A 22,654-nucleotide genomic window follows, 5' to 3' on the forward strand; every position below is an offset into this window, starting at 1 on the left:
ATCCTCGATGCCCACCCGTTCCAGTCCCAATATGTCCTGCCAAATGGTACAGAGTTGGGTTTCCAGCGCATTGCGGGGCGCCACGTATCCCTCTTTATTTTCCCAAACAGGTTCCGGCAATGCTTGCCGATCCACTTTGCCGTTCAGAGTCAGAGGAATGGATTCAATACGGGTAAAGCTGGCCGGTAGCATATAGTCCGGCAGGCGGGAAGATAAGTGACTGATTAGCTTGTCGTTTGAGAGTGCGCCTTCCGCTACCAGATACGCCACCAGTGCTTTATTACCCTCATATTCGCGATCGATCACCACCGCCTGTTTTATCTGTGGGTGCAAAGCGAGTGCAGTCTCAATTTCGCCCAGTTCAATGCGGTAGCCGCGAATTGTGACTTGAAAATCATTGCGCCCGAGATATTCCAGATTGCCATCCGGTCGCCAGCGGACTAAATCGCCGGTTTTATACAGGCGGGTGTAACCGTGTTCCTTATCTTTATTGGTGGCAAATGGGTTCTCTACAAACCGTTCGGCGGTCAGTTCCGGCCGATTTAAATATCCCCGAGCCAGTCCAGCGCCTCCGATGTATAACTCTCCGGGTGCGCCAATGGGGACAAGATTCCCGGAATGATTTAAGACATAGGCATACATGTCATTTAATGGCCGTCCAATGCAAGATACTGCTGTGGCGTCGCCTTGGGTTAATTTCTTGTAGGTAACATGTACGGTTGTTTCGGTTATCCCATACATATTGATGAGAGCGGGAGATTGATCGCCGTAATGGTCCCACCAAGGTTTCAATTGAACCGGATTCAGTTTATCTCCACCAAAAATTACGTAGCGAAGATGGGGAAATTCAGCGCCAATATTCAATGACTCATCAATAAAGGCATAAAATGCCCCGGGTGTCTGGTTTAATACAGTAACTTTTTGATCTGAACAGAGATGACTGAATCTGCCGAAATCCTTCGTACATTCTACTGTCGGAATAATCAAACGCCCGCCATAGAGCAATGCGCCCCATAATTCCCAGACACTGAAATCAAATGTGTAAGCATGGTATAGCGCCCAGGTATCATTTTGATCAAATTGATAATCCCCCTGAGTGGTTGCGAATAAACGCGCAACATTATGGTGTGTCTGCAACACGCCTTTCGGTTGTCCGGTCGTGCCTGAAGTATAGATAACGTACGCCAGATCTGTGGCTTCGCTGACGGGTACCGGATTCTCTGTCGAGAGGTTTTCTGTCACTGTTCGATCATCCGCAGCTATCAATGCAGGCTGTTTAGTCTGTGTCTGCGTATATTTCCCTAGCGTTGTCAGATATCGTTGTTGAGTCACCACACTGGGGGATGCTGTATCTTCTAAAATAAACCGGACCCGCTCCGGCGGATATTCCGGGGAGATTGGTACATAGGCTCCCCCTGCTTTCAGCACCGCCAGAATACTGATGACCATTTCCAGACTACGATCCAGATACAAAGCTACTAACGTATCGGCTGGCATGGGTTTATTGCATTGCTGTTGATACTGTTCGCGGATCACAACGGCCAACTGGTTAGCCCGTTCGTTTAGCTGGCGATAAGTCAGTGTTTTCCCTTCGAACACCAGCGCCACATTATCCGGTCTGGCGGCTACCTGAGCCTCAAATTGCTGTTGGAGAGTACGTGTTTGCAGATAGGATATATTGGGCTGGTTCCAGGTATGCAGTAATGTATGGCGCTCCTGCTCTAATAAAATAGGTAATTCACTGACTAATGACGCAGGGTTGTTGAGTAAGGTAATAAATAGGTTTTGTAATCGTTCAAGTATTCTGTCGACATCCTGCTCACTAAAGTATTTCCGCAGATAATCTATCGTTATTTTTAGTTCCTGAGTATATCCATAGTCTTTTAATCTAAAGACAATGGGATAAATATTGAATTCCCTATCTATGTGATGGTGCTGATTTTCGGTGACTTCGAGGTCTGACTCAGAAAAACGTTCATAGAAAATAGATATATTGGGTAAAGAAAGCTTATGTTTATGAGCCATTCGAGCAAGGTGGGATTGAGGAAATTTACAGTGATAATAACTATTTTTTAGTGAGGATTCTGTTAATTTAATTTGTTCAATCACACTCGCCGCATGAGAAATATGACAATGCACCGGATACATATTTGCATGCATTCCAACAACATATTTTTCTGATTTTCCCTCTCTGCCATGTGTGATCGTGTTAAAAAACAGCTCTTGTCGCCCTGTAAGTTCGGTCATAATAATGCTGACCAGACTCGAAAAGATGAAAAGCAGATTGGTTTTGTATTCTCTACAAAAATTACGCAAATCTTCTTTAATTGGAAGAGGTAATATTAACGTACAATTATCACTACCTGTATTTTTATAGCAAGGGGTTAATTGATGTACTTCTTTTTGTTTCAGAAAATCAAACCAATAACGCTTATCTTTTTCATATTGAGTGCTATTTAAATATTTTCTCGACTTGATTATTGTAGTTAAATATTGTGGAATTTCTGACAACCATGCGGTAGATGTTCCATTTTCAAGACATTTGTATAATTTATGGACATATTCATGAAGTCGATATAACCCGACACCATCAATCATAATATGATGGAATTTAGTGAAAAAGTAATGTTTTTCATTATCTAAGCGAATTAATGTAACCTGATATGGTGTTTCCTTTAAATAATCGATAGGAATACCTACTTGTTGCTTCATCCAAAGATAGGCTTTCTTTTCAGGATCAAGTTGCATCGAAACATCGTAGCACTTGATTAATTCTGGCGTACTTTGATTTTGAATATATTGAATAGCTTCGTTATTGGAATTAATTGATATACGTAAACGTAACATATCAATGTGTTGATATAGTAAATTACACACTTTTTGCAAAATAACTATATCAATATGTTTTTCTATCAATGTATACCAGCCGAGGCTGTGTATTGGACTATTCTCATAAAGCGCTTGTTCGTAAAACACATCTTCCTGAGAAGGATGAAGACTATATAAGTTCGAATCCAACGAACCCTCAGATGTTCTCATAATCAGTTATACGAATGTATTCCGCTTGTAAGTTATTTGTAGTTTATACCCGTTATCTTTCAAGTTGCCTCTTTGTTGGCCGCACTCACTCACCCCGGTCACATAGTTATCTATGCTCCCGGGGATTCGCTCCCTTGCCGCCGCGATGTATCTTGAAATCCATAGGGTATATGGTGCGAATGAGTAGATTCCATTACTTTCCTGACTTTAAATTATTATGTTGAGCATTAATTTAATAGGCATTGGCATAATCTATCATGGCGTCATTACAGATAATCTCGCAATCTTTCAACACTCTTCCTCATGAAAAAATAGTTAATATAGTATTTATTGGTTAATGATTCACTTTCTATTAATTTCCTATACACTTAAGCACACATATTTGTCACCAACCTTATTTTTATTAAATTTACTTTCGGAATTATTATTATCTTTGTTTATCATATTATAATCATGATTTCTTGCGGCGTAATAATGATTGTCATTTAAATTGGCGTCTATATTGTATAACAAGCTTTTTAATCAGAGCAAGACCGCGAATATTTTTTAATTATGAATAAAGAATAAATCAGTTGATTCGGAGAAATAGCCGTGATCTTATACTCTCTTTTTGGGATCAGAGACTATGTACTTTGAGAGGGAATGAACCTCGTTATGGGTTACGATTGTCGTACCAGGAAAAATCTTTTCGTCCCTAAATTATATGTTTGTAATATTAATGTAAATAATTTGTGATTAAAAACACAAAAATAAGAAAAACATTATTCCTTGATAATTAGAAAGAAATAATATTAACAAATTGATTTATAAGAAAATAAAAATAATAACTCTGTAAATATGTTATTTTAGTTAACGATTTGGCCTATTGAACATACATGTATATACAACTATACATTTAACAAATATCTAAAGACCAGAAGGAGCCAGATCGTGACCGCCCAGAATAGTAAATTTCGTAATGTCGATATCCGGGCCTCCAGAGGAACACAATTAACAGCCAAAAGTTGGCTAACCGAAGCTCCTCTGCGCATGTTAATGAATAATCTTGATCCGGAAGTTGCTGAAAACCCTCATGAACTGGTGGTGTATGGCGGCATTGGCCGGGCTGCTAGAGATTGGGAATGTTATGACAAGATTATTGAAACACTGAAAAAGTTGGAAGACGATGAAACGTTGTTAATCCAATCGGGTAAGCCAGTTGGGGTATTTAAAACCCACCGTAATGCCCCACGGGTACTCATTGCAAATTCGAATTTGGTGCCGCACTGGGCGACTTGGGAACACTTCAATGAGCTGGATGCTAAAGGGCTGGCTATGTACGGCCAAATGACAGCGGGTAGCTGGATTTACATTGGCAGCCAGGGAATTGTTCAAGGCACCTATGAAACGTTTGTGGAAGCTGGCCGCCAACATTATAACGGTAATTTACAGGGTCGTTGGGTGTTAACGGCTGGTTTGGGTGGTATGGGGGGAGCGCAACCGCTGGCTGCGACATTGGCTGGAGCGTGTTCGTTAAATATTGAATGTCAGCAAAGCAGGATTGATTTCCGTCTGCGTACGGGTTATGTCGATGAACAAGCGAAAGATCTGGATGACGCCTTGGCTCGGATCGAAAAATACACTCAGGAAGGCAAAGCCATCTCTATCGCTCTGTGTGGCAATGCCGCTGAAATCTTGCCGGAATTAGTTCGTCGTGGCGTACGCCCGGATTTGGTCACTGACCAGACAAGCTCACACGATCCTCTCAACGGCTATTTGCCAAAAGAGTGGAGTTGGGAAGAATATCGCCAACGTGCTATTTCGGCGCCGGCAGAGGTCATCAAAGCAGCAAAAGCTTCAATGGTGGAGCATGTTGAGGCAATGTTGACTTTCCATAAGCAGGGCATTCCTGTTTTTGATTACGGCAACAATATTCGCCAAATGGCATATGAAGTCGGTGTAGAAAATGCTTTCGATTTCCCTGGTTTTGTTCCTGCTTATATTCGCCCGTTATTTTGCCGTGGTATCGGGCCTTTCCGTTGGGTAGCGCTTTCTGGTGATCCACAGGATATCTATAAAACCGACGCCAAAGTTAAAGAATTACTCCCCGATGATCAACATTTGCATCACTGGCTAGATATGGCGAGGGAACGCATTAGCTTTCAGGGATTACCTGCTCGTATCTGCTGGGTTGGTTTAGGGCAACGCGCCAAACTGGGGCTGGCTTTTAACGAAATGGTACGCAGTGGCGAACTTTCTGCACCGATTGTTATTGGTCGTGACCATCTGGATTCCGGCTCTGTCGCCAGTCCGAATCGCGAAACCGAATCTATGTGTGATGGCTCTGACGCCGTATCGGACTGGCCGTTGTTAAACGCTTTACTTAACACTGCCAGCGGCGCTACTTGGGTTTCTCTGCATCATGGCGGTGGTGTCGGCATGGGTTTCTCACAACATGCCGGTATGGTGATTGTTTGTGATGGAACCGATGAAGCCGCAGAACGTATAGCTCGGGTGCTGCATAACGATCCCGCCACTGGGGTTATGCGTCATGCTGATGCAGGTTATGAAATCGCTGTCCATTGCGCCAAAGAGCAAGGATTAGACTTGCCGATGCTTAATACAAAATAAGGAACATTATGAAGCAACTAACTATTTATCCAGGTAAATTGACCCTTGATGAACTGCGTCAGGTTTATCTACAACCAATGAAAATCACGCTGGATAGTCAGATTTTTCCTGCTATTGAACACAGTGTGGAGTGTGTTAATGCGATTCTTGCTGAAAATCGCACTGCCTATGGAATTAATACCGGGTTCGGGCTATTAGCCAGTACACGGATTGAAAAAGATGACTTAGAAAAACTACAGCGTTCGCTGGTTGTTTCTCATGCTGCCGGGGTCGGTGAAGCGTTGGACGATAATATGACCCGGTTGATCATGGTATTGAAAATTAACAGCCTCTCCCGTGGTTACTCCGGTATTCGTCTTGCCGTTATTCAGGCATTAATCGCGTTAGTCAATGCGGAAATTTATCCTCATATTCCCAGTAAAGGATCGGTGGGGGCTTCTGGTGATTTAGCGCCGTTGGCGCATATGAGTCTGTTATTACTTGGGGAAGGGCAAGCGCGTTATCAGGGCGAATGGTTGCCAGCCAAAGAAGCGCTGGCAAAAGCAAATTTACAACCTATTACATTAGCGGCTAAAGAAGGTTTAGCATTACTCAATGGAACCCAAGTCTCTACCGCTTTTGCGTTACGTGGATTATTTGAAGCGGAAGATCTGCTGGCGGCAGCGATAGTTTGTGGTTCTTTATCCGTAGAGGCGGCATTGGGTTCCCGCAAACCGTTTGATGCCCGTGTACATGAAGTGCGGGGGCAACAGGGGCAGATCGATGTTGCCGCATTGTATCGTTATGTATTGGAAGAGAGCAGTGAACTATCAGATTCTCATATCAATTGCCCCAAGGTACAGGACCCTTATTCATTACGTTGTCAGCCGCAAGTTATGGGAGCCTGCTTGACTCAGTTGCGCCATGCTGCTGATGTTATTCTGACCGAAGCTAATGCTGTATCTGATAACCCATTGGTGTTTGCTGAGCAGGGAGAAGTGATTTCCGGTGGTAACTTCCATGCTGAACCTGTTGCAATGGCGTCTGATAATTTGGCGCTGGTATTAGCAGAAATAGGTGCATTGTCAGAACGACGTATTGCGTTGTTGATGGATTCACATATGTCACAACTTCCGCCTTTTCTGGTTGAGAATGGTGGTGTGAATTCAGGTTTTATGATTGCACAGGTAACGGCAGCGGCGCTTGCCAGTGAAAATAAAGCGTTGGCACACCCGGCGAGTGTTGACAGTTTACCGACTTCAGCCAATCAGGAAGATCATGTATCAATGGCGCCGGCTGCGGGACGTCGTTTATGGCAGATGGCAGAAAATACCCGAGGTATTCTGGCAATTGAATGGTTATCTGCCTGCCAGGGAATTGATTTCCGTAATGGCTTGAGAAGCAGCCCGATTTTGGAAGAAGCGCGTGGTATCCTGCGAGCGAAAGTAGATTATTATGATCAGGATCGTTTTTTTGCGCCTGATATTGATGCTGCTGTGAAATTATTAGCCGAGCAACATCTCTCCTCATTACTTCCTTCTGGACAGATATTACAGAGTAAAAATAGCCGTTAAACAAACCAATGGCCGGCGTCTGACCGGCCTGATTATCACATTTATCTTTCTCATAAAACCCAATAATAAAAGATAAGAGGGTAAATCATGCAAGCCTCATTACAACTAGAGCGAGGACTCAACGCACGCCATATCCGGTTTATGGCGTTGGGTTCCGCGATTGGTACAGGTCTTTTTTATGGTTCTGCTGAAGCAATAAACATGGCTGGTCCGGCGGTATTATTAGCTTATTTAGTGGGCGGTGCCGCTGTTTTTATGGTGATGCGTGCTTTAGGGGAGATGGCGGTCCACAGACCGGATGCCGGCTCTTTTGCCAGTTATGCTCATCAATATTTAGGCCCGTTACCCGGATTTATTACCGGCTGGACTTATACTTTCGAAATGATCGTCGTTTGTCTGGCGGATGTGACTGCTTTTGGCATTTATATGGGGCTATGGTACCCGGAAGTACCGCGTTGGATATGGGTACTTAGCATTATTTTCATTATTGGCGCCCTCAATCTTTGCAAAGTTAAAGTGTTTGGCGAAATGGAGTTCTGGTTATCGATTCTGAAAGTTGCTGCAATCAGCGCCATGATTATTGCCGGAACAGGTATCATTCTGTTTGGTTTTAGCGGTCATTTTCAGGCAACGGGAGTTCAAAATCTGTGGCGACACGGTGGGTTTATGCCTAATGGGTTGGGTGGCATTATTGAGTCTCTGGCTGTTGTGATGTTTGCTTTCGGTGGCATTGAAATCATTGGTATTACATCCAGCGAAGCTAAAAATCCGGCGAAAGTGATCCCGCAAGCGATTAACTCTATCCCGTTTCGCATTCTTCTGTTTTATGTACTCACTATTTTTGTATTAATGGCGATTTACCCTTGGAATAGCATCGGCCAAGAAGGTAGCCCATTTGTCGCGATATTTCAGGGGTTAGGCATTGGTTCGGCGGCGAATATTCTGAATATTGTCGTCATTACGGCGGCAATTTCGGCCATTAACAGCGATATCTTTGGCGCTGGTCGTATGATGTACGGTATGGCCGAGAAAGGATTAGCCCATAAAAAATTTATGCATTTAAGCCGTAATGGCGTGCCTTGGGTGACGATTATGGTTATGACCTTGGCGTTATTGTGTGCTGTGGTTCTCAATTATTTGCTCCCTAAACAGGTATTTGTCATTGTTGCTTCAATTGCGACTTTTGCCACCGTGTGGGTCTGGTTAATGATTTTGCTATCTCAATTTGCTATGCGCAGAAAAATGTCACCGGGAGAAGCACAAAAATTACAATTCCCGGTACCGATGTGGCCTGTTGCCCCGATTCTGACCATCGTGTTTATGATATTTATTATCGCTGTTCTCAGCTACTTTCCGGCGACACGTATTGCGTTCTATGTGGGAGGAGTATGGATCGTGCTGTTGACATCCGCCTATTATTTATGGATACGAAAAAATGTCATTATTGTGAACCCTCAATCAGCCAAAGAAACACAGTGTTAAATATGTAAAACCAAACCGTCTTGTTGTTGAATAAGACGGTTTGCGCCAAAAGTTAATTAAAAATCTGCAATAAAACATCCGGGTTGCCTTTTTAATTGCCATTCCTTAATTCACTGCTCGCTGAACATTAGCACTGAAAATTCTATATCATTACCTGATATAAAGCTGATTTGTTGCAATGATCGTGGCAAACTAGCAGGCTAATGAATTTGCAGGGCTGGAGGCGCTTTTGGACAAGATTTTTATCGATGAGGCAGTAGCTGAGTTATATACCATTCAGGATATGTTGCGCTGGTCTGTTAGCCGGTTTAATGCGGCGAATATTTATTACGGGCACGGTACAGACAATCCTTGGGATGAGGCGCTGCAACTTGTTCTTCCATCACTGTTTTTGCCGTTGGATATCCCACAAGAGATGCTAACCACGCGACTGACGTCGACTGAGCGTCATCGTATTGTCGAACGGGTACTGCGCCGTATTAATGATCGTATTCCGGTTGCTTATTTGACTAACAGAGCCTGGTTTTGTGGTCATGAATTTTATGTTGATGAACGGGTTTTGATTCCACGTTCACCGATTGGTGAATTAATTAATAATGAATTTACAGGATTGATCCCTGACCAACCCGCTAATATCCTTGACCTCTGCACGGGTAGCGGTTGTATTGCCATTGCCTGTGCATATGCTTTCCCGGAAGCGGAAATAGATGCTGTGGATATTTCAGCGGATGTGCTGGCTGTGACTGAACAAAATATTCAGAATCATAGCCTTGACCACCGGGTCATTCCGATTCGTTCTGATCTGTTCCGCGATATGCCGCCGGTTAAATACGATCTTATTGTCACAAATCCGCCTTATGTCGATGCCGAGGATATGAGCGACTTGCCGGAAGAGTTTCGCCGTGAGCCTGAGTTAGGTTTGGCAGCGGGTTCAGATGGTTTGAAACTGGCTCGCCGTATTCTGGCAACTGCTCCAGATTTTCTCACCGAACGAGGTGTGTTGATTTGTGAGGTTGGCAACAGTATGGTGCATTTGATTGAACAATATCCTGATGTGCCATTTACCTGGTTGGAATTTGAATATGGTGGTGATGGCGTATTTATGTTGACTCGTCAACAGTTGGTTGAACATCACGAACATTTTCGTTTATTCAAAGATTGAATAATTGAATAGGTTGTAGCTGCGGTAATAATGCAAAACGCAAAACGGGCAGCGTCAAATAAAAGAACGATTAACAGGAAGGAATTGGGATGGCGGGAAATAGTATCGGGCAATTTTTCCGGGTCACCACTTTTGGCGAATCTCACGGTTTGGCGTTGGGATGTATTGTCGATGGGGTGCCGCCGGGCATTGCAATCACAGAAGCCGATTTGCAAGTTGATTTAGACAGGCGTCGTCCGGGAACGTCCCGTTATACAACACAGCGCCGTGAGCCGGATCAGGTTCGTATTCTTTCGGGGGTATTTGAAGGGGTAACAACCGGTACCAGTATCGGTTTACTCATTGAAAATACTGACCAGCGTTCTCAGGATTACAGCGCTATTAAAGATGTGTTTCGTCCAGGCCATGCCGATTACACTTATGAACAGAAATACGGTATCCGCGATTATCGTGGCGGGGGCCGCTCTTCTGCGCGTGAAACGGCGATGCGTGTTGCCGCAGGTGCAATAGCGAAAAAATATTTGTTGGATAAATATGGTATTCGTGTCCGTGCCTGTTTGACCCAAATGGGCGATATCCATTGCCAATTGAAAGATTGGGAACAGGTGGAACAAAACCCCTTTTTCAGTCCTGATGAGACTAAACTTGAACAACTTGATGCCTTGATGCGTGAACTGAAAAAAGCGGGGGACTCTGTTGGCGCGAAAGTGACGGTTGTCGCGGAAAATGTTCCGGCTGGTTTGGGAGAGCCGGTTTTTGACCGTCTTGATGCCGATATTGCTCATGCGCTGATGAGTATTAACGCAGTAAAAGGCGTCGAAATTGGCGATGGTTTCGGTGTTATCAATTTACGTGGCAGCAAAAACAGAGATGAAATAACTGCTCTGGGATTCACCAGTAATCATGCGGGAGGAATTCTGGGTGGTATTAGCAGCAGCCAGCCAATTATTGCTCATATTGCGTTGAAACCGACATCCAGCATTATGGTGCCGGGTAAAACGATTAATCGTCAGGGTGAAGAGGTGGAAATGGTCACTCGTGGCCGCCATGATCCCTGTGTTGGTATCCGTGCCGTGCCGATTGCGGAAGCAATGATGGCTATTGTGTTGATGGATCACCTATTACGCCAGAGAGCACAGTGCGCTGATATCGAATCCAGCCTTCCTCGCTGGTGAATTTGAGAATGAAGCTAGCCTTGAAAATCCCAGAGACTGAAATGGGTAGCTTGAATATTGATAAGCGGTTGCTGTTGATGGGATGAAATATGGATTGGTTATTGTCGTCAGGTGCGGAAGTTTACATTCTGCTCTTTCTGGTTGCAATGATGGCTGGATTTATTGACTCGATTTCTGGCGGTGGCGGTTTACTAACCATCCCGGCGTTGTTATCCGTTGGTGTCTCTCCGGTACAGGCATTGGCGACAAACAAGTTGCAGGCGGTGGGCGGTTCCTTTTCTGCCAGCTTCTATTTTGTCCGTTATGGTGCGGTTGATCTCAAATCTCAACGCTTTGCCATATTGATGACATTACTTGGCTCAATGGCTGGTGCGATTATTGTCCAGTTTATAAAGCCAGATTTTCTCTGTCAGCTATTACCGGTTCTGGTCATTATCATTGGTCTTTATTTCCTTTTGACGCCAGCCATTGGCATAGAAGAGCGCCATCGTCGCTTGACGCCTGTGGCATTCGCCTTGCTTGTCGGGAGTGGACTGGGTTTGTATGACGGCATATTTGGTCCCGGTGTTGGCTCATTTTATGCGTTAGCTTATGTCGTGTTGTGTGGCTATAACCTGGCGAAATCCACCGCTCATGCTAAAGTACTGAACTTTGCTTCTAATGTAGGTTCACTGGCGCTTTTTATCCTTGGCGGTCAAGTTTTGTGGGTATTGGGCCTTGTGATGTTGGCAGGACAGGTGATTGGCGCACGGTTGGGTGCAAGTTTAGTTTTGACTCATGGACAGAAACTGATTCGCCCGATGATTGTCATCATCTCCTTTTTGATGAGTATTAAATTACTAAATGATAATCACGGCGATACGATCCGTAGCTGGTTGGCATTTTATTTCTGATTCAGGGTTTTGTTTTTAATTCATGATAATACATAACTATCAACAACTTATTGATATTTTTAATCGCTGTTTTGGTGATGAATACAACACACATTTGGTCAAAGGTGATAATGAACCTATTTACCTGCCGGCAGATGAAGAGGTTTCCTATAACCGGATTGTATTTGCTCATGGCTTCTATGCCAGTGCACTACATGAAATTGCGCATTGGTGCATTGCGGGTCAAGAGCGCCGTAAGCTAGTGGATTTTGGTTACTGGTATTGCCCGGATGGGCGTGACGCACAAACGCAAAGTGAATTTGAAAAAGTAGAAATTAAACCACAGGCGCTTGATTGGTTGTTTTGCACCGCGGCAGGTTTTCCGTTTAATGTCAGTTGTGACAATCTTGAAGGGGATTTTGAGCCTGATAGGTTAGCTTTTCAGCGTAAAGTTCATGAGCAGATCATGGACTATTTAGCGCAGGGAATACCTGCGAGAGCGGAGTGCTTTATTCAGGGGTTGCACTCGTTCTACAATACGCCCCCATTGAAAGCGGAACATTTTCCTTACCCGGAAGATATATTCGCAGAATGAAACTGAATTTGAGGAAAAGTAATGCTCGCTGAGTTTGAAACGCGTATTTTGGCGCAAATTGATGACATGGTAGATCATGCCAGTGATGATGAATTGTTTGCTGGTGGTTATCTCCGCGGGCATCTCACTTTAGCGGTAGCGGAATTGGAACAGGAAGGCGCGCATACGGCTGAACAGCTTCATGACCGTGTTGAAGAAAGTATCCAAAATGCGATTAAAGCGGGAGAATTGGCGCCGCCGGATCAGATTCTGGTTCTTAATACCTGGCAGCGCCTGTTGGATAATGCTAAAACTCAATAAGTTAATTAAAGCCGTAGAATAGAAAAAACGAACTGCCCCCAAGAAACCACATGAATTTCTTGGGGGGCAGTGCATCAACAGCGGAGACTTAGTGGCAATTTTTGTTCTTTTTTTCACCATTTAAGAACAAGCACAAAATTTCCTTTCAATTAATTCTTGAGCTTCATCCATTACTTGCTGATGTGGGACAGGTTGGCGCGTATCGTCGAACGCTTCTTGTATTTTTGCGTGAAACCAGGTGCCGTAAGTTTCCGGGTCAGCAGGTAACACGTCATCCTTGACGATATAGGTGAGTGGAATGTGTACTGCATCCGATATGGTTAAGCCTAAATTTGCGAGCTTTTCCGTAGCATCGGCCTTGAGTTTATCGTCTACACGAACGTACAGTATTGATGTTTGAGCAACCATATTTGTCTCCTCCATTTGTCAGACTTTATTATGTGATGTGATATCTGCAATAGTATTAGTATTAAGCTGTCTTCCAAAATTTACACAAGCATTTCACTGCTTGGGCAGTACAGTTTCCTTATGGCCTTTCGGTTTTCACTTTACGGCCTTTCAGTAGTTTTCTGATCCAAAAACGGTTTGGATGAAGAGCTGCCAATGTTTCATTATCCAGTGGTAATGGCTCATCAAAGATCTGCCCGGCAAGAATTTCTGCACTGAGTGGCGCAGAGCATAATCCACGAGAACCTAATGCCCCGATAACAAACAGATTGGAATAGCAGGGTGCATCTGTAATGAGGCTCCCTGTGCGGATTTTTTCTGGCAAATCTTGATAATCTGTCATTATTTTATTGAGATCCGGCACATTTCCCACCATTGGCATATGGTCGCGGATAACGCAGCGAATACTTTGACGGGATTGTTTAGCAGAAACATCAACCTGATTTGTCCATTCGGCATCAGGTAAACATTTCAGCAATCGATCACGGTTCTCCTGTTGTTCCGTTTCAGAATATTCACTATCAAGCCGATGACGCTGATAACTGGCGCCGATACAGTGGTGTTGATTGGCTGGATTAGCCGGTGTCATATAACCATCGTAGCAAAGCACATTTTGCAATTGGCTCAGATCAGTTGTGGTTGGGATGTGACTGACCTGACCACGCACAGCAGTTACCGGCAGTTTCTCGGTTTGTTCAAATTGGGGGAGATGATAACCGTTGGCAATCACGACTGTTTTATGCTGTGCGTTTAATGGTTGTCCTTGATGCATGAGATATAGTTGCCAGCCATGTTCATTGTGATTAAGCGTGGTAACTTGATGATTGAAGCAACAACGCATGCCTTGCTGTTGTGCCAATTCTGTTGCTGCTTTAATGAGTTGAGCCGGGCATAGCCATCCTCCCTGTGGATAGTGAATGCCGTGGTGATGAATATCCAGTCCACATTTTTCACTCAACTGGTGGCAATTCATGCCGATGGCAAGTTCATTCGGCCATTCTGTCGCCAGCATTTTCTCAATTTTCTTGCTACTTTTTTCATCATAAGCAAGCTGGCTGACACCACACCATTGATGGTCGAAATCAATTCCTTGCGCTGATAACTGCTCATATTGGCGGCGAGCAAAGGTAAATGCAGAGGTAAAAAATTTTTCGAGTCCGTTATTACTACCGTTCAGTAGTGGGTAAAGTGCTCCCTGGCGATTACCAGACGCACCTTGTGCTGGGGCTGCATCCTGACAATAAAGTGTCACCTGTGCTCCACGACGCAATAGCGCAAGTGCGGTAAGAATACTGGCAATTCCTCCGCCGATAATCGCGATATCATCGGTGTGGCTTGCTGTCGCTCGGGCAAACCAAGGTGCTGGTAATGGCTGATACTTCTGAGTTGCCAGAACTCCAGTCAGCATTTCTCTTTTTCGACCAAACCCTTTGATTTTACTGACATTAAAACCAGCTTGTTGTAAACCGCGCCGGACGATGCCGGCAGAAGTAAAGGTTGCAAAGGTTCCTTCTGGATGGACAAATTGTGCCATTGTAGCAAACAACTGTTCACTCCACATTTGCGGGTTTTTGGCAGGAGCAAAGCCATCTAAAAACCAGGCATCTATTTTGCCGTGAAGAGTGGGATTCATTGTGGGCAACAGATCATTGACGTCACCGAACCATAAATCCAATGTGACAGCGCCATTTGCCATAATCAGTCGGTGGCAGCCTGCCAGAGGTTGAGGCCATTGCTGGCAAAGTTGCTGTGAAAAAATTCCAAGTTCAGGCCAGCGTTGATGAGCGGCTTTTAAGTCATTGGTTTTCAGCGGATACTTCTCAAAACTGATGAAGTGTAGACGTATCAATGGCGCATCAGGATTTTGCTGTCGAAATGTATCAAATGATTGCCAGAGCGTCAGAAAATTTAATCCTGTCCCGAAGCCGGTTTCCGCGATTACACAATTAGAACGGGAATGAGTGCTGAATCGTTGGGGGAAGCAGTTACCATTAAGAAATACATAACGGGTTTCTTCCAGCCCATCCTGATTTGAGAAGTAAACGTCATCAAACTGTGTTGAAACCGGAGTACCTTGATCATTCCAACTGAGGGTTGCGGTACAGATAGCAGAATTTTTCACGGTAATGCCTGCAATATTACTGATAATAATGCGATTTTAGCGAGGTTCAGGTTGATGTACCACCTGACAGAAGAAAAGAGTGGAAAAGTGCTGATTTGAACAGCAGCCAGCACCTGTATTTGGACAAGTGTTGGACATTATTGGGCATTATATCAACAATCATTCTGTTTAGTTCTTCGCCAGGTACCCGGCGGCCAAACACAAAAGCCCGGCGGCAATGCCTTCAACCCAGCGACGGCGACGATCGCTGAATGAGTCTTTTTGCCCCATATGTTGCCAATATGAGTTACTAATCTGTACTAGAACGAAATATTGACTTTGGCAAAGAGAATTTCGGAGGAGACATTTGCTTTGATATGGAATGTTTCTCTCTGGGGAAAACATTTCATATGTTCATTATTAAAGAGTAAATAATTTTACACACGATACCTTCTTATGAGTAAGTTCTCCTTATAATAAAACTGGAATGCTCAAGGAAATAATGCCCCGCCAGCGAAGCGGGGTTTGTATTTATAAATGAATGTGAAATTCACATAATTCTTTAAATTCTTTTGATTGCCTCTCTTTTAAATGTGATGAAATCGTGTCAATCATTGATATCATTTTACGCTTGGCCGCTTCTTATTAGCTCGTTTTAAGTAATCTGAATTTTGCATAGGTGTAGGTATGAATACATCTTTTGAATTGAATTCGGCAATCTCCTTAATATTACTTCTGTATATAGACTCTAATAATCTCTGATTCCTACTGGATATAATCATAATTAGCCCATAGAGTGTAATGAATGCGCCAATTAGGATATGATTTTGTTGTAAAGCAATTGGCTCCATATTGTTAAATTTGTTGCCATATTGTAATGAAGTGTTTATGTCCATATTAAAAGCCACTAAAATCCATATGATACCAACGCTCAGTAGAAGGTAACCAAGTCCTCTCATTATTAACCCCCATTAGGATTATTGGGTAAAGTTACTTAGGTCTTACAATGAACCGACCATTTGCATATGACGTAGCATAATTGCCATCATTTTTTGTATGAATAATGGCTTTATCGGTTGATAAAGTTGAAAACTTTCTGTTCTAAAACGTTTGTTGCTGTAAATTTGGTTATTTTACGTAATTCAGTCACTAATATAACATAGGGATTGATCCATTTCATGAAAATTTTATTCACCTTTATTATTCTCAGTTATTAAATTTATTTCTAATTAGCAATAAACTTAATAAAAATAACAAGTATATCAACTTATATATAAATATAAGCCTGCTAATCATTATTCGGATGTTTGATAAATTCATATATTGTATTGATATTATTATCCTTAGTCTAAATTTTTGATGGAAATTAAAAGTATTTTATGATTTTATTGTTTACCAAAATAATTCCTATCTGAAATTTATTTTTGTCTATTAAAACCTAAATACTTTTTACTGTATTCTATGAAAGTTAACGATTATTTTGACGTGAAAACGTATTGGAGTTTTTAGAAAGATGAATTTTTCTTCGTAATTTTATCCTGATCGGACTTGTTCAGCGTACAAGTGTACGCTAAAGTGCTACATAGCATAGATAGAAATCCCGCGGATAAACATATTTAATGAGGTATTTGATGAAGCGTGTAGTGATCACTGGCTTGGGCATTGTTTCCAGCATTGGTAATAATCAGAAAGAGGTACTGGCATCTCTGAAAGAAGGCCGCTCCGGGATAACTTTTTCTGAGAAATTCAAAGAGATAGGAATGAGAAGCCATGTCTGGGGGAATGTAAAACTGGATACCGCCGGGTTAATAGACCGAAAAATTCAACGTTTCATGAGCGATGCCTCTGTTTATGCTTATCTGGCGATGGATGAGGCAATTAAAGATTCTGGCCTGGCTGATGATCAGGTTTCCAATATTCGTAGCGGATTGGTAGTGGGTTCTGGAGGTGGCTCTCCATATAACCAGGTTGCGAGTGCTGATGGTATGCGCGCTCGTGGTTTACGCGGTGTGGGGCCTTATATGGTAACCCGTGCAATGGCTTCCGGTGTGTCAGCTTGCCTTGCAACTCCTTTTAAAATCAAAGGGGTAAATTATTCTATCAGTTCTGCCTGTTCTACTTCTGCTCATTGCATTGGTCATGCGGCTGAACTTATTCAGTTAGGCAAACAGGATATTGTTTTTGCCGGTGGTGGTGAAGAGCTGTGCTGGGAAATGAGCTGTGAATTTGATGCAATGGGCGCACTTTCAACGAAATACAACGAAGCGCCAGAAAAAGCATCCCGTACTTATGATAAAAACCGTGATGGTTTTGTTATTGCTGGCGGCGGCGGTATTGTTGTTGTGGAAGAATTAGAGCATGCACTGGCGCGTGGCGCACACATATACGCTGAAATTGTTGGTTATGGTGCAACATCGGATGGCGCAGATATGGTTGTTCCATCTGGCGAAGGTGCGGTTCGTTGTATGAATATGGCATTGCAAGGTGTGAAAGGTTCCATCGATTATGTGAATACGCACGGTACTTCTACTCCTGCGGGTGATTTGAAAGAGTTGGAAGCGATCAGGGAAGTCTTTGGTGATACAACACCGGCAATTTCTGCAACAAAAGCGATGACTGGTCATTCATTGGGTGCCGCTGGTGTACACGAAGCGATTTATAGCCTACTGATGTTAGAGCATGATTTTATTGCACCGAGTATTAACATTGAAGATCTTGATGATAAAGCGGCGGGCATGAATATCATCACTAAACCTACTGAGCAAAAGTTGAATACGGTGATGTCCAATAGTTTTGGTTTTGGTGGCACTAATGCTTCTTTGGTGATGAGCAAGTATTTAGGTTGATTCCGCCCATTACAGATTATTTCGGACCAAAAATGGTCATTATTTGATACATCTTAGGTGTCCGCGTATAGCGGGTCACCTTTGTGTATAGTCCCGTTTCTGCGTGTTGTTTGTATCTTGTTTATTTCAACAGAAAAGGCTATTGCTAATAAGATTGGACATTCAATATCATTTATACCCGTCATCTTTCAAGTTGCCTCTTTGTTGGCTGCACTCACTCACCCCGGTTACATAGTTCTCTATGCTCCCGGGGATTCGCTCCCTTGCCGTCGCGATGCATCTTGAAATCCATAAGGTATATTCGTTTATATAAAGTGAATTCAAACCCATTTTGCTGAACTTTGATTTTGTCTGAAATATAATGTGAATACGAAAATATATTCTTGTTGTGATAGAAAAGCCCATAATATCTTTATGATAATTATGATTTTTTAATATTATGGGCTTTTTCTTATTATATTTTATTTTCAGTAGCTACTTGCTGAATACGGCGTTTACGGACAATTCGTAATATTGGTGGAATAATCAAAACCAGCGCCGCCAGTATCAATAAACTCTGAGCAATTGTACTACTCCACAGAATGCCAAATTCTCCGTTGCTAATAGAAAGTGCGCGACGTAAGTTTTGTTCCAGCATTTCTCCTAATACAAAGCCGAGGATTAATGGCGACATCGGGAAATTCATTTTCCTCAGAATATAACCGAAAACGCCCAACCCTACCATCAATAGAAGATCAAACGTCGTGCTATGTATGGCATATACACCAACCGCTGAAACAGTCGCAATAGCTGGAACAAGCAACCAAAGTGGAATAGTGAGCATCCGTGTGAACAGACCTATCATTGGGATATTCATAATCAGCAGAATAATATTGGCAATTAATAAAGCCGCAATTAACCCCCAGACAATATCCGGCTGCTCAGTGAACATTCCCGGCCCAGGCGTAATATTGTAGAGCGTTAATGCCCCCATCATAACGGCCGTGGTACCTGAACCTGGCACTCCTAATGTTAGCATTGGAATAAAGGAGCCGCAGGCCGAGGCATTATTAGCTGCTTCTGGCGCTGCTACGCCGCGAATATCACCTTTACCAAATGAGTCGCTATTCCCACTGAGCTTCTTTTCAGTCATATAGGTAATTGCGCTGGCAATTGTCGCTCCTGCGCCGGGCAAAATACCGACAAAGAAACCGATAAAGGATGATCTAAGCGTTGGCATGGCGCATTCAGCCGCTTCCTTGCGATTGAACAGCAGGCGGCCTGTTTTGCGAATAATGGTTTTGCCGGTTGAGGTGTTCTCTAACATCAGCAGAATTTCGCTGACAGAAAACAGACCTATTACCACAACAATAAACTGTATACCATCTGATAGATGAACACTGTCGAAAGTGAAACGATAAACCCCGGTGTTGGCGTCTACTCCGACAGTTGCCAGACCCAATCCTATTAATGCTGCTAATAGTGATTTCAGCGGATTCTGGCTCATCATGCTACCCAGACAAGCAATAGCAAAAACCATAAGTGCAAAATATTCAGCAGGGCCGAAAGCTAGTGACCATTGAGCCAGTAATGGAGCAAATAAAATAATGCCGAAAATCGCCAGCAAAGAACCACAGAAAGAACTCACTGCGGAAATAGACAGCGCCACACCCGCACGGCCCTGTTTGGCCATCGGATAACCATCTAGCGCGGTCATAATGGCAGCGGCATCGCCAGGAACATTCAGCAGAATCGATGATATACGCCCACCATACTCACAACCGATATAAACGGTTGCTAATAAAATCAGGGCAGATTCAGCAGGCAGCTTTAAAGCGAAAGCCAGCGGCAGCAGAATCGCGACACCATTAATCGGCCCAAGCCCCGGCAACAACCCGACAATCGTACCGACAAAACAGCCAATTAAAGCAATAATCAGGTTTTGCGGCACCATTGCAACTTCAAAACCTTGGCTAAGATACATCCACGTTTCCATAAGTTCTCCGTCAGTTGAGCCAGCTACCGAGAGGCAGGGTTACGTCAAGTAAGCGGTCAAAGGCGAAATAGAGCGTGACGCCAAGGAACACCCCGGAAATGATCGCGGCAGGCAGTGTTGCGTTAAACAACAGTGCGACACTGAGTGTCAGCAGCGCTGTAGCGAGAGGGAACCCCAGCCACTCAAATGCCCAGCCATAGATAACCAAAGAGATAATCAACAGCATTAGGCGACGGATAACGGGGGCGCTAGGCCAATTGCTCTGTTCTGGTTTTTTGAAAAGCAGTAGTAAGGCACAGAGCGCCATCAGAGACAGAATGATCATTGGGAAAGGTCTGGGTCCCAAAGGTTCATAAGTGTATTCGCTCTGAATGCCCCAACCAATAACCATCCCAATGGCACAGAGCACTAGCCAGATAGCAGCAAAGATACGATCGCTCATAATGATGACTCTGTTATTTGGCTAAACCAAAAGCTCTGGCTTGTTCACGATATTGTTCAACCTGTTTTTTCACATAGTTGTCCAACTCTTTGCCGGTCATGTTGAATTCGAACAACCCACGGATATCACGTTGTTTTTTAAAAACATCTGTTTGTTGTAGCTTATTAAAAGTATCAACCCACCATTGGTACTCTTCGTCAGAAACTTTTGGACCCATGTAAAATCCACGGATAATCGGCCACACCAAGTTATAGCCTTGCTCTTTGGCAGTCGGAATATTGGCTAAATCACCCTCTAGCCGCTTATCTGCATAAACAGCTAAGACCCGGATTTTGTCTCCATTCAGGTAAGGGACCATCTCGCTCAGATCACCAGAAACCGCTTGAATATGATTACCTAGCAGAGCAGTAACAGGTTCACCACCTCCTTCAAAGGCGACATAACGCATTTTGTGAGGATCAATGCCAACTTCTTTTGCCAGCAGGGCGGTTTTCATCCAGTCCTGACTGCCAATGGAAGCTCCGGCGCCAAATACAATGTTATTAGGATTATCCTTGAAAGCGTTCATCAAATCGTTCAGGGTGCGGTAAGGTGAATCGGCACGAACGGCGATCATTCCATAATCTGTACCAACACTGGCTAGCCAGCGCACATCATTAACATTATAGCGGCCAAATTTTCCCTGAGATAAATTGAGCAGAGAGCCGCCGGAGAAGGCGACGAGGGTTCCCGCTTCAGCGGGTCGTTGTGCGACGATAGCATTGTAAGCGACGGCTCCAACACCACCGGGCATAAAGGTGACGCGCATAGGCTTGCTGATCTCTTTCGTATCCAGTAATGAAACTTGGATCAGCTTGCAGGTCAGGTCGAACCCGCCACCCGGTTTTGCAGGGGCGATACATTCGGTCCTGCCAGGCGCATTGACAGCAAAAACACTACTTGTGCCAAATAGCAAAGCGGTTGCCGCTAATATCTTGATCGTTATAGCTTTCATTTGTTTACTCTCATCAATACCTGTGTAAGATATACCACTACAACCAAACTTGGTTGACCCAATTAGTAATAACAAAACCTTTCATTTACCTTTCATTAACAAGAAAAGTTGCTGATATGTGATTTTAATCGCTTAAATTTGCGTAGTGTTTCGCATTAATGAGCTAACAAATAGCTACAGGCTTTCTTTTTTGTTTTGGTTTGTTGTAAGTTTCTCGTAGTTTTGAGGTTGTACTGTTTTGTTTGCGAGAATTTTACATTCAGCTAAGAGGGATCATGAAAACGGTAATTCTTTATTTGTGCAATCTGTTAAATTAAACGGAAAATGTATTGAATATAATAAGACTTTATCTTACGGAAATCTGAATTGAGGAAATGATGAAAAAATTGATTCTTTGTAGTGCTGTGGGGAGCGCTATGGCTTTTGCTTTGGCGGGATGTAAAACGGAACTTAGTACTTCGGTATCTATTAACCAGTTGTTATCTGAGCAAGTTAAAACAGTGACATCTGATTTGTTGGTTGAAGTCAGTGCTTGTGGTGATTATAAAGATTCCAGACAACCATCAAAATCTTTGTTAGACGCTCAGGAAAAAGTACCCGCTATTTTCGCCAATGTGGAATACGTGGAATGTTTTAGAAAAAATATGGATTCGTTTGCTCACTTTAAAGTTCCTGTGAGTGTAGGAAATTCAAGTATAACGGGTTCTACTCAGGGTATTCATCTTTACGGTGATGGTGCAGATATCTTGGTGATAAGCGTACCAAAAGAGGTGAAGAAGAAAATTAGCCAGATAGATAGTTCAATGGCATCAAAGACCAAAATCTCAATTAATATTAAGAATGATACAGATAAGGTTTTAAAAATGACGGGCTTATCCGCATTTCTTAATGATAAAGAGCCGATGGTGATATCGAATTTTAGTTTGAAAGTAGGCAGTGAAATAAAACTTACTTTGTCTAATGTCTCTGTGGCGTCTGCATTGGATGAACGTTTTGATTTTACCCCTGTGCTTATGGCAATATCTGAGTAAATGGAAAAGGTAATAGAAATCTATTACTTG

The 22,654-nt window shown here is 43.2% G+C and carries 16 protein-coding genes; 10 read left to right on the forward strand and 6 right to left on the reverse strand.

Annotation, left to right across the window (positions count from 1 at the left end; genetic code table 11):
• The coding region (locus Phpb_RS26795) for a non-ribosomal peptide synthetase (protein ID WP_276204268.1) at positions 1–3,039 on the reverse strand (3,039 nt) is incomplete at its 3' end.
• A 930-nt stretch (positions 3,040–3,969) separates the two neighbouring features.
• Here Phpb_RS26795 and hutU point away from each other — a divergent pair.
• From hutU to Phpb_RS10730, 8 genes are all read left to right on the forward strand, one after another.
• On the forward strand, positions 3,970–5,649 hold the full coding sequence (gene hutU / locus Phpb_RS10695) for a urocanate hydratase (RefSeq protein WP_065390317.1): 1,680 nt from the start codon (positions 3,970–3,972) through the stop codon (positions 5,647–5,649).
• 8 nt (positions 5,650–5,657) lie between these two features.
• Positions 5,658–7,202 carry a histidine ammonia-lyase gene (gene hutH / locus Phpb_RS10700; RefSeq protein WP_065390318.1) on the forward strand — a complete coding sequence of 515 codons (1,545 nt, stop codon included), beginning with the start codon at positions 5,658–5,660 and terminating at the stop codon, positions 7,200–7,202.
• Between the two features lie 87 nt (positions 7,203–7,289).
• Positions 7,290–8,684 carry an amino acid permease gene (locus Phpb_RS10705; protein ID WP_065390319.1) on the forward strand — a complete coding sequence of 465 codons (1,395 nt, stop codon included), beginning with the start codon at positions 7,290–7,292 and terminating at the stop codon, positions 8,682–8,684.
• A gap of 229 nt (positions 8,685–8,913) precedes the next feature.
• Positions 8,914–9,846, forward strand: coding sequence for a 50S ribosomal protein L3 N(5)-glutamine methyltransferase (gene prmB, locus Phpb_RS10710; protein ID WP_065390320.1), 933 nt, complete (start codon positions 8,914–8,916; stop codon positions 9,844–9,846).
• Between the two features lie 89 nt (positions 9,847–9,935).
• Positions 9,936–11,021 carry a chorismate synthase gene (gene aroC / locus Phpb_RS10715; protein ID WP_065390321.1) on the forward strand — a complete coding sequence of 362 codons (1,086 nt, stop codon included), beginning with the start codon at positions 9,936–9,938 and terminating at the stop codon, positions 11,019–11,021.
• Between the two features lie 89 nt (positions 11,022–11,110).
• Positions 11,111–11,914, forward strand: coding sequence for a sulfite exporter TauE/SafE family protein (locus Phpb_RS10720; RefSeq protein ID WP_036814025.1), 804 nt, complete (start codon positions 11,111–11,113; stop codon positions 11,912–11,914).
• 22 nt (positions 11,915–11,936) lie between these two features.
• Complete coding sequence (locus Phpb_RS10725) at positions 11,937–12,488, forward strand: elongation factor P hydroxylase (RefSeq protein ID WP_065390322.1); 552 nt, start codon at positions 11,937–11,939, stop codon at positions 12,486–12,488.
• Positions 12,489–12,509: 21 nt separating this feature from the next.
• Positions 12,510–12,788 carry a YfcL family protein gene (locus Phpb_RS10730; RefSeq protein WP_046396548.1) on the forward strand — a complete coding sequence of 93 codons (279 nt, stop codon included), beginning with the start codon at positions 12,510–12,512 and terminating at the stop codon, positions 12,786–12,788.
• Positions 12,789–12,908: 120 nt separating this feature from the next.
• Here Phpb_RS10730 and Phpb_RS10735 read toward each other — a convergent pair whose 3' ends face one another.
• Both Phpb_RS10735 and mnmC read right to left on the reverse strand, forming a co-directional pair.
• The gene (locus Phpb_RS10735) at positions 12,909–13,196 is read right to left on the reverse strand and encodes a type II toxin-antitoxin system RelB/DinJ family antitoxin (RefSeq protein ID WP_065390323.1); all 288 of its coding nucleotides are present in this window, start codon (positions 13,194–13,196) and stop codon (positions 12,909–12,911) included.
• 118 nt (positions 13,197–13,314) lie between these two features.
• Positions 13,315–15,357, reverse strand: a complete 2,043-nt coding sequence (mnmC, locus tag Phpb_RS10740; RefSeq protein WP_065390324.1) for a bifunctional tRNA (5-methylaminomethyl-2-thiouridine)(34)-methyltransferase MnmC2/FAD-dependent 5-carboxymethylaminomethyl-2-thiouridine(34) oxidoreductase MnmC1 — start codon at positions 15,355–15,357, stop codon at positions 13,315–13,317.
• A gap of 1,610 nt (positions 15,358–16,967) precedes the next feature.
• Between mnmC and fabB the strand changes: the two genes are divergently transcribed.
• Positions 16,968–18,182: a beta-ketoacyl-ACP synthase I gene (gene fabB, locus Phpb_RS10750; protein WP_065390326.1), complete on the forward strand. Its 1,215-nt coding sequence runs from the start codon at positions 16,968–16,970 to the stop codon at positions 18,180–18,182.
• A 454-nt stretch (positions 18,183–18,636) separates the two neighbouring features.
• On the opposite strand, the gene Phpb_RS10755 is transcribed toward fabB, so the two are convergent.
• Genes Phpb_RS10755 through Phpb_RS10765 form a run of 3 tightly spaced genes read right to left on the reverse strand, consistent with a single transcriptional unit; the run spans position 18,637 to position 21,593 of the window.
• Complete coding sequence (locus tag Phpb_RS10755) at positions 18,637–20,157, reverse strand: tripartite tricarboxylate transporter permease (RefSeq protein WP_065390327.1); 1,521 nt, start codon at positions 20,155–20,157, stop codon at positions 18,637–18,639.
• Positions 20,158–20,167: 10 nt separating this feature from the next.
• On the reverse strand, positions 20,168–20,599 hold the full coding sequence (locus Phpb_RS10760; protein WP_065390328.1) for a tripartite tricarboxylate transporter TctB family protein: 432 nt from the start codon (positions 20,597–20,599) through the stop codon (positions 20,168–20,170).
• Positions 20,600–20,612: 13 nt separating this feature from the next.
• The gene (locus tag Phpb_RS10765) at positions 20,613–21,593 is read right to left on the reverse strand and encodes a Bug family tripartite tricarboxylate transporter substrate binding protein (protein WP_065390329.1); all 981 of its coding nucleotides are present in this window, start codon (positions 21,591–21,593) and stop codon (positions 20,613–20,615) included.
• 377 nt (positions 21,594–21,970) lie between these two features.
• On the opposite strand from Phpb_RS10765, the gene Phpb_RS10770 reads away from it, so the two are divergent.
• Complete coding sequence (locus Phpb_RS10770) at positions 21,971–22,624, forward strand: DUF7424 family protein (protein WP_240492519.1); 654 nt, start codon at positions 21,971–21,973, stop codon at positions 22,622–22,624.
• Positions 22,625–22,654 lie beyond the last annotated feature (30 nt).

It is taken from the genome of Photorhabdus namnaonensis, assembly GCF_001684335.1.
Taxonomy (GTDB): Bacteria; Pseudomonadota; Gammaproteobacteria; order Enterobacterales; family Enterobacteriaceae; genus Photorhabdus; species Photorhabdus namnaonensis.

Bases quoted from the DNA above. Each gene is read 5' to 3' on its own strand.
- Phpb_RS10705 (WP_065390319.1), top strand. From the start codon at position 7,290: ATGCAAGCCTCATTACAACTAGAGCGAGGACTCAACGCACGCCATATC.
- Phpb_RS10765 (WP_065390329.1), bottom strand. From the start codon at position 21,593: ATGAAAGCTATAACGATCAAGATATTAGCGGCAACCGCTTTGCTATTT.
- fabB (WP_065390326.1), top strand. From the start codon at position 16,968: ATGAAGCGTGTAGTGATCACTGGCTTGGGCATTGTTTCCAGCATTGGT.
- aroC (WP_065390321.1), top strand. From the start codon at position 9,936: ATGGCGGGAAATAGTATCGGGCAATTTTTCCGGGTCACCACTTTTGGC.
- Phpb_RS10730 (WP_046396548.1), top strand. From the start codon at position 12,510: ATGCTCGCTGAGTTTGAAACGCGTATTTTGGCGCAAATTGATGACATG.
- hutH (WP_065390318.1), top strand. From the start codon at position 5,658: ATGAAGCAACTAACTATTTATCCAGGTAAATTGACCCTTGATGAACTG.
- Phpb_RS10755 (WP_065390327.1), bottom strand. From the start codon at position 20,157: ATGGAAACGTGGATGTATCTTAGCCAAGGTTTTGAAGTTGCAATGGTG.
- Phpb_RS10720 (WP_036814025.1), top strand. From the start codon at position 11,111: ATGGATTGGTTATTGTCGTCAGGTGCGGAAGTTTACATTCTGCTCTTT.
- Phpb_RS10770 (WP_240492519.1), top strand. From the start codon at position 21,971: ATGAAAAAATTGATTCTTTGTAGTGCTGTGGGGAGCGCTATGGCTTTT.
- Phpb_RS10725 (WP_065390322.1), top strand. From the start codon at position 11,937: ATGATAATACATAACTATCAACAACTTATTGATATTTTTAATCGCTGT.
- Phpb_RS10760 (WP_065390328.1), bottom strand. From the start codon at position 20,599: ATGAGCGATCGTATCTTTGCTGCTATCTGGCTAGTGCTCTGTGCCATT.
- Phpb_RS10735 (WP_065390323.1), bottom strand. From the start codon at position 13,196: ATGGTTGCTCAAACATCAATACTGTACGTTCGTGTAGACGATAAACTC.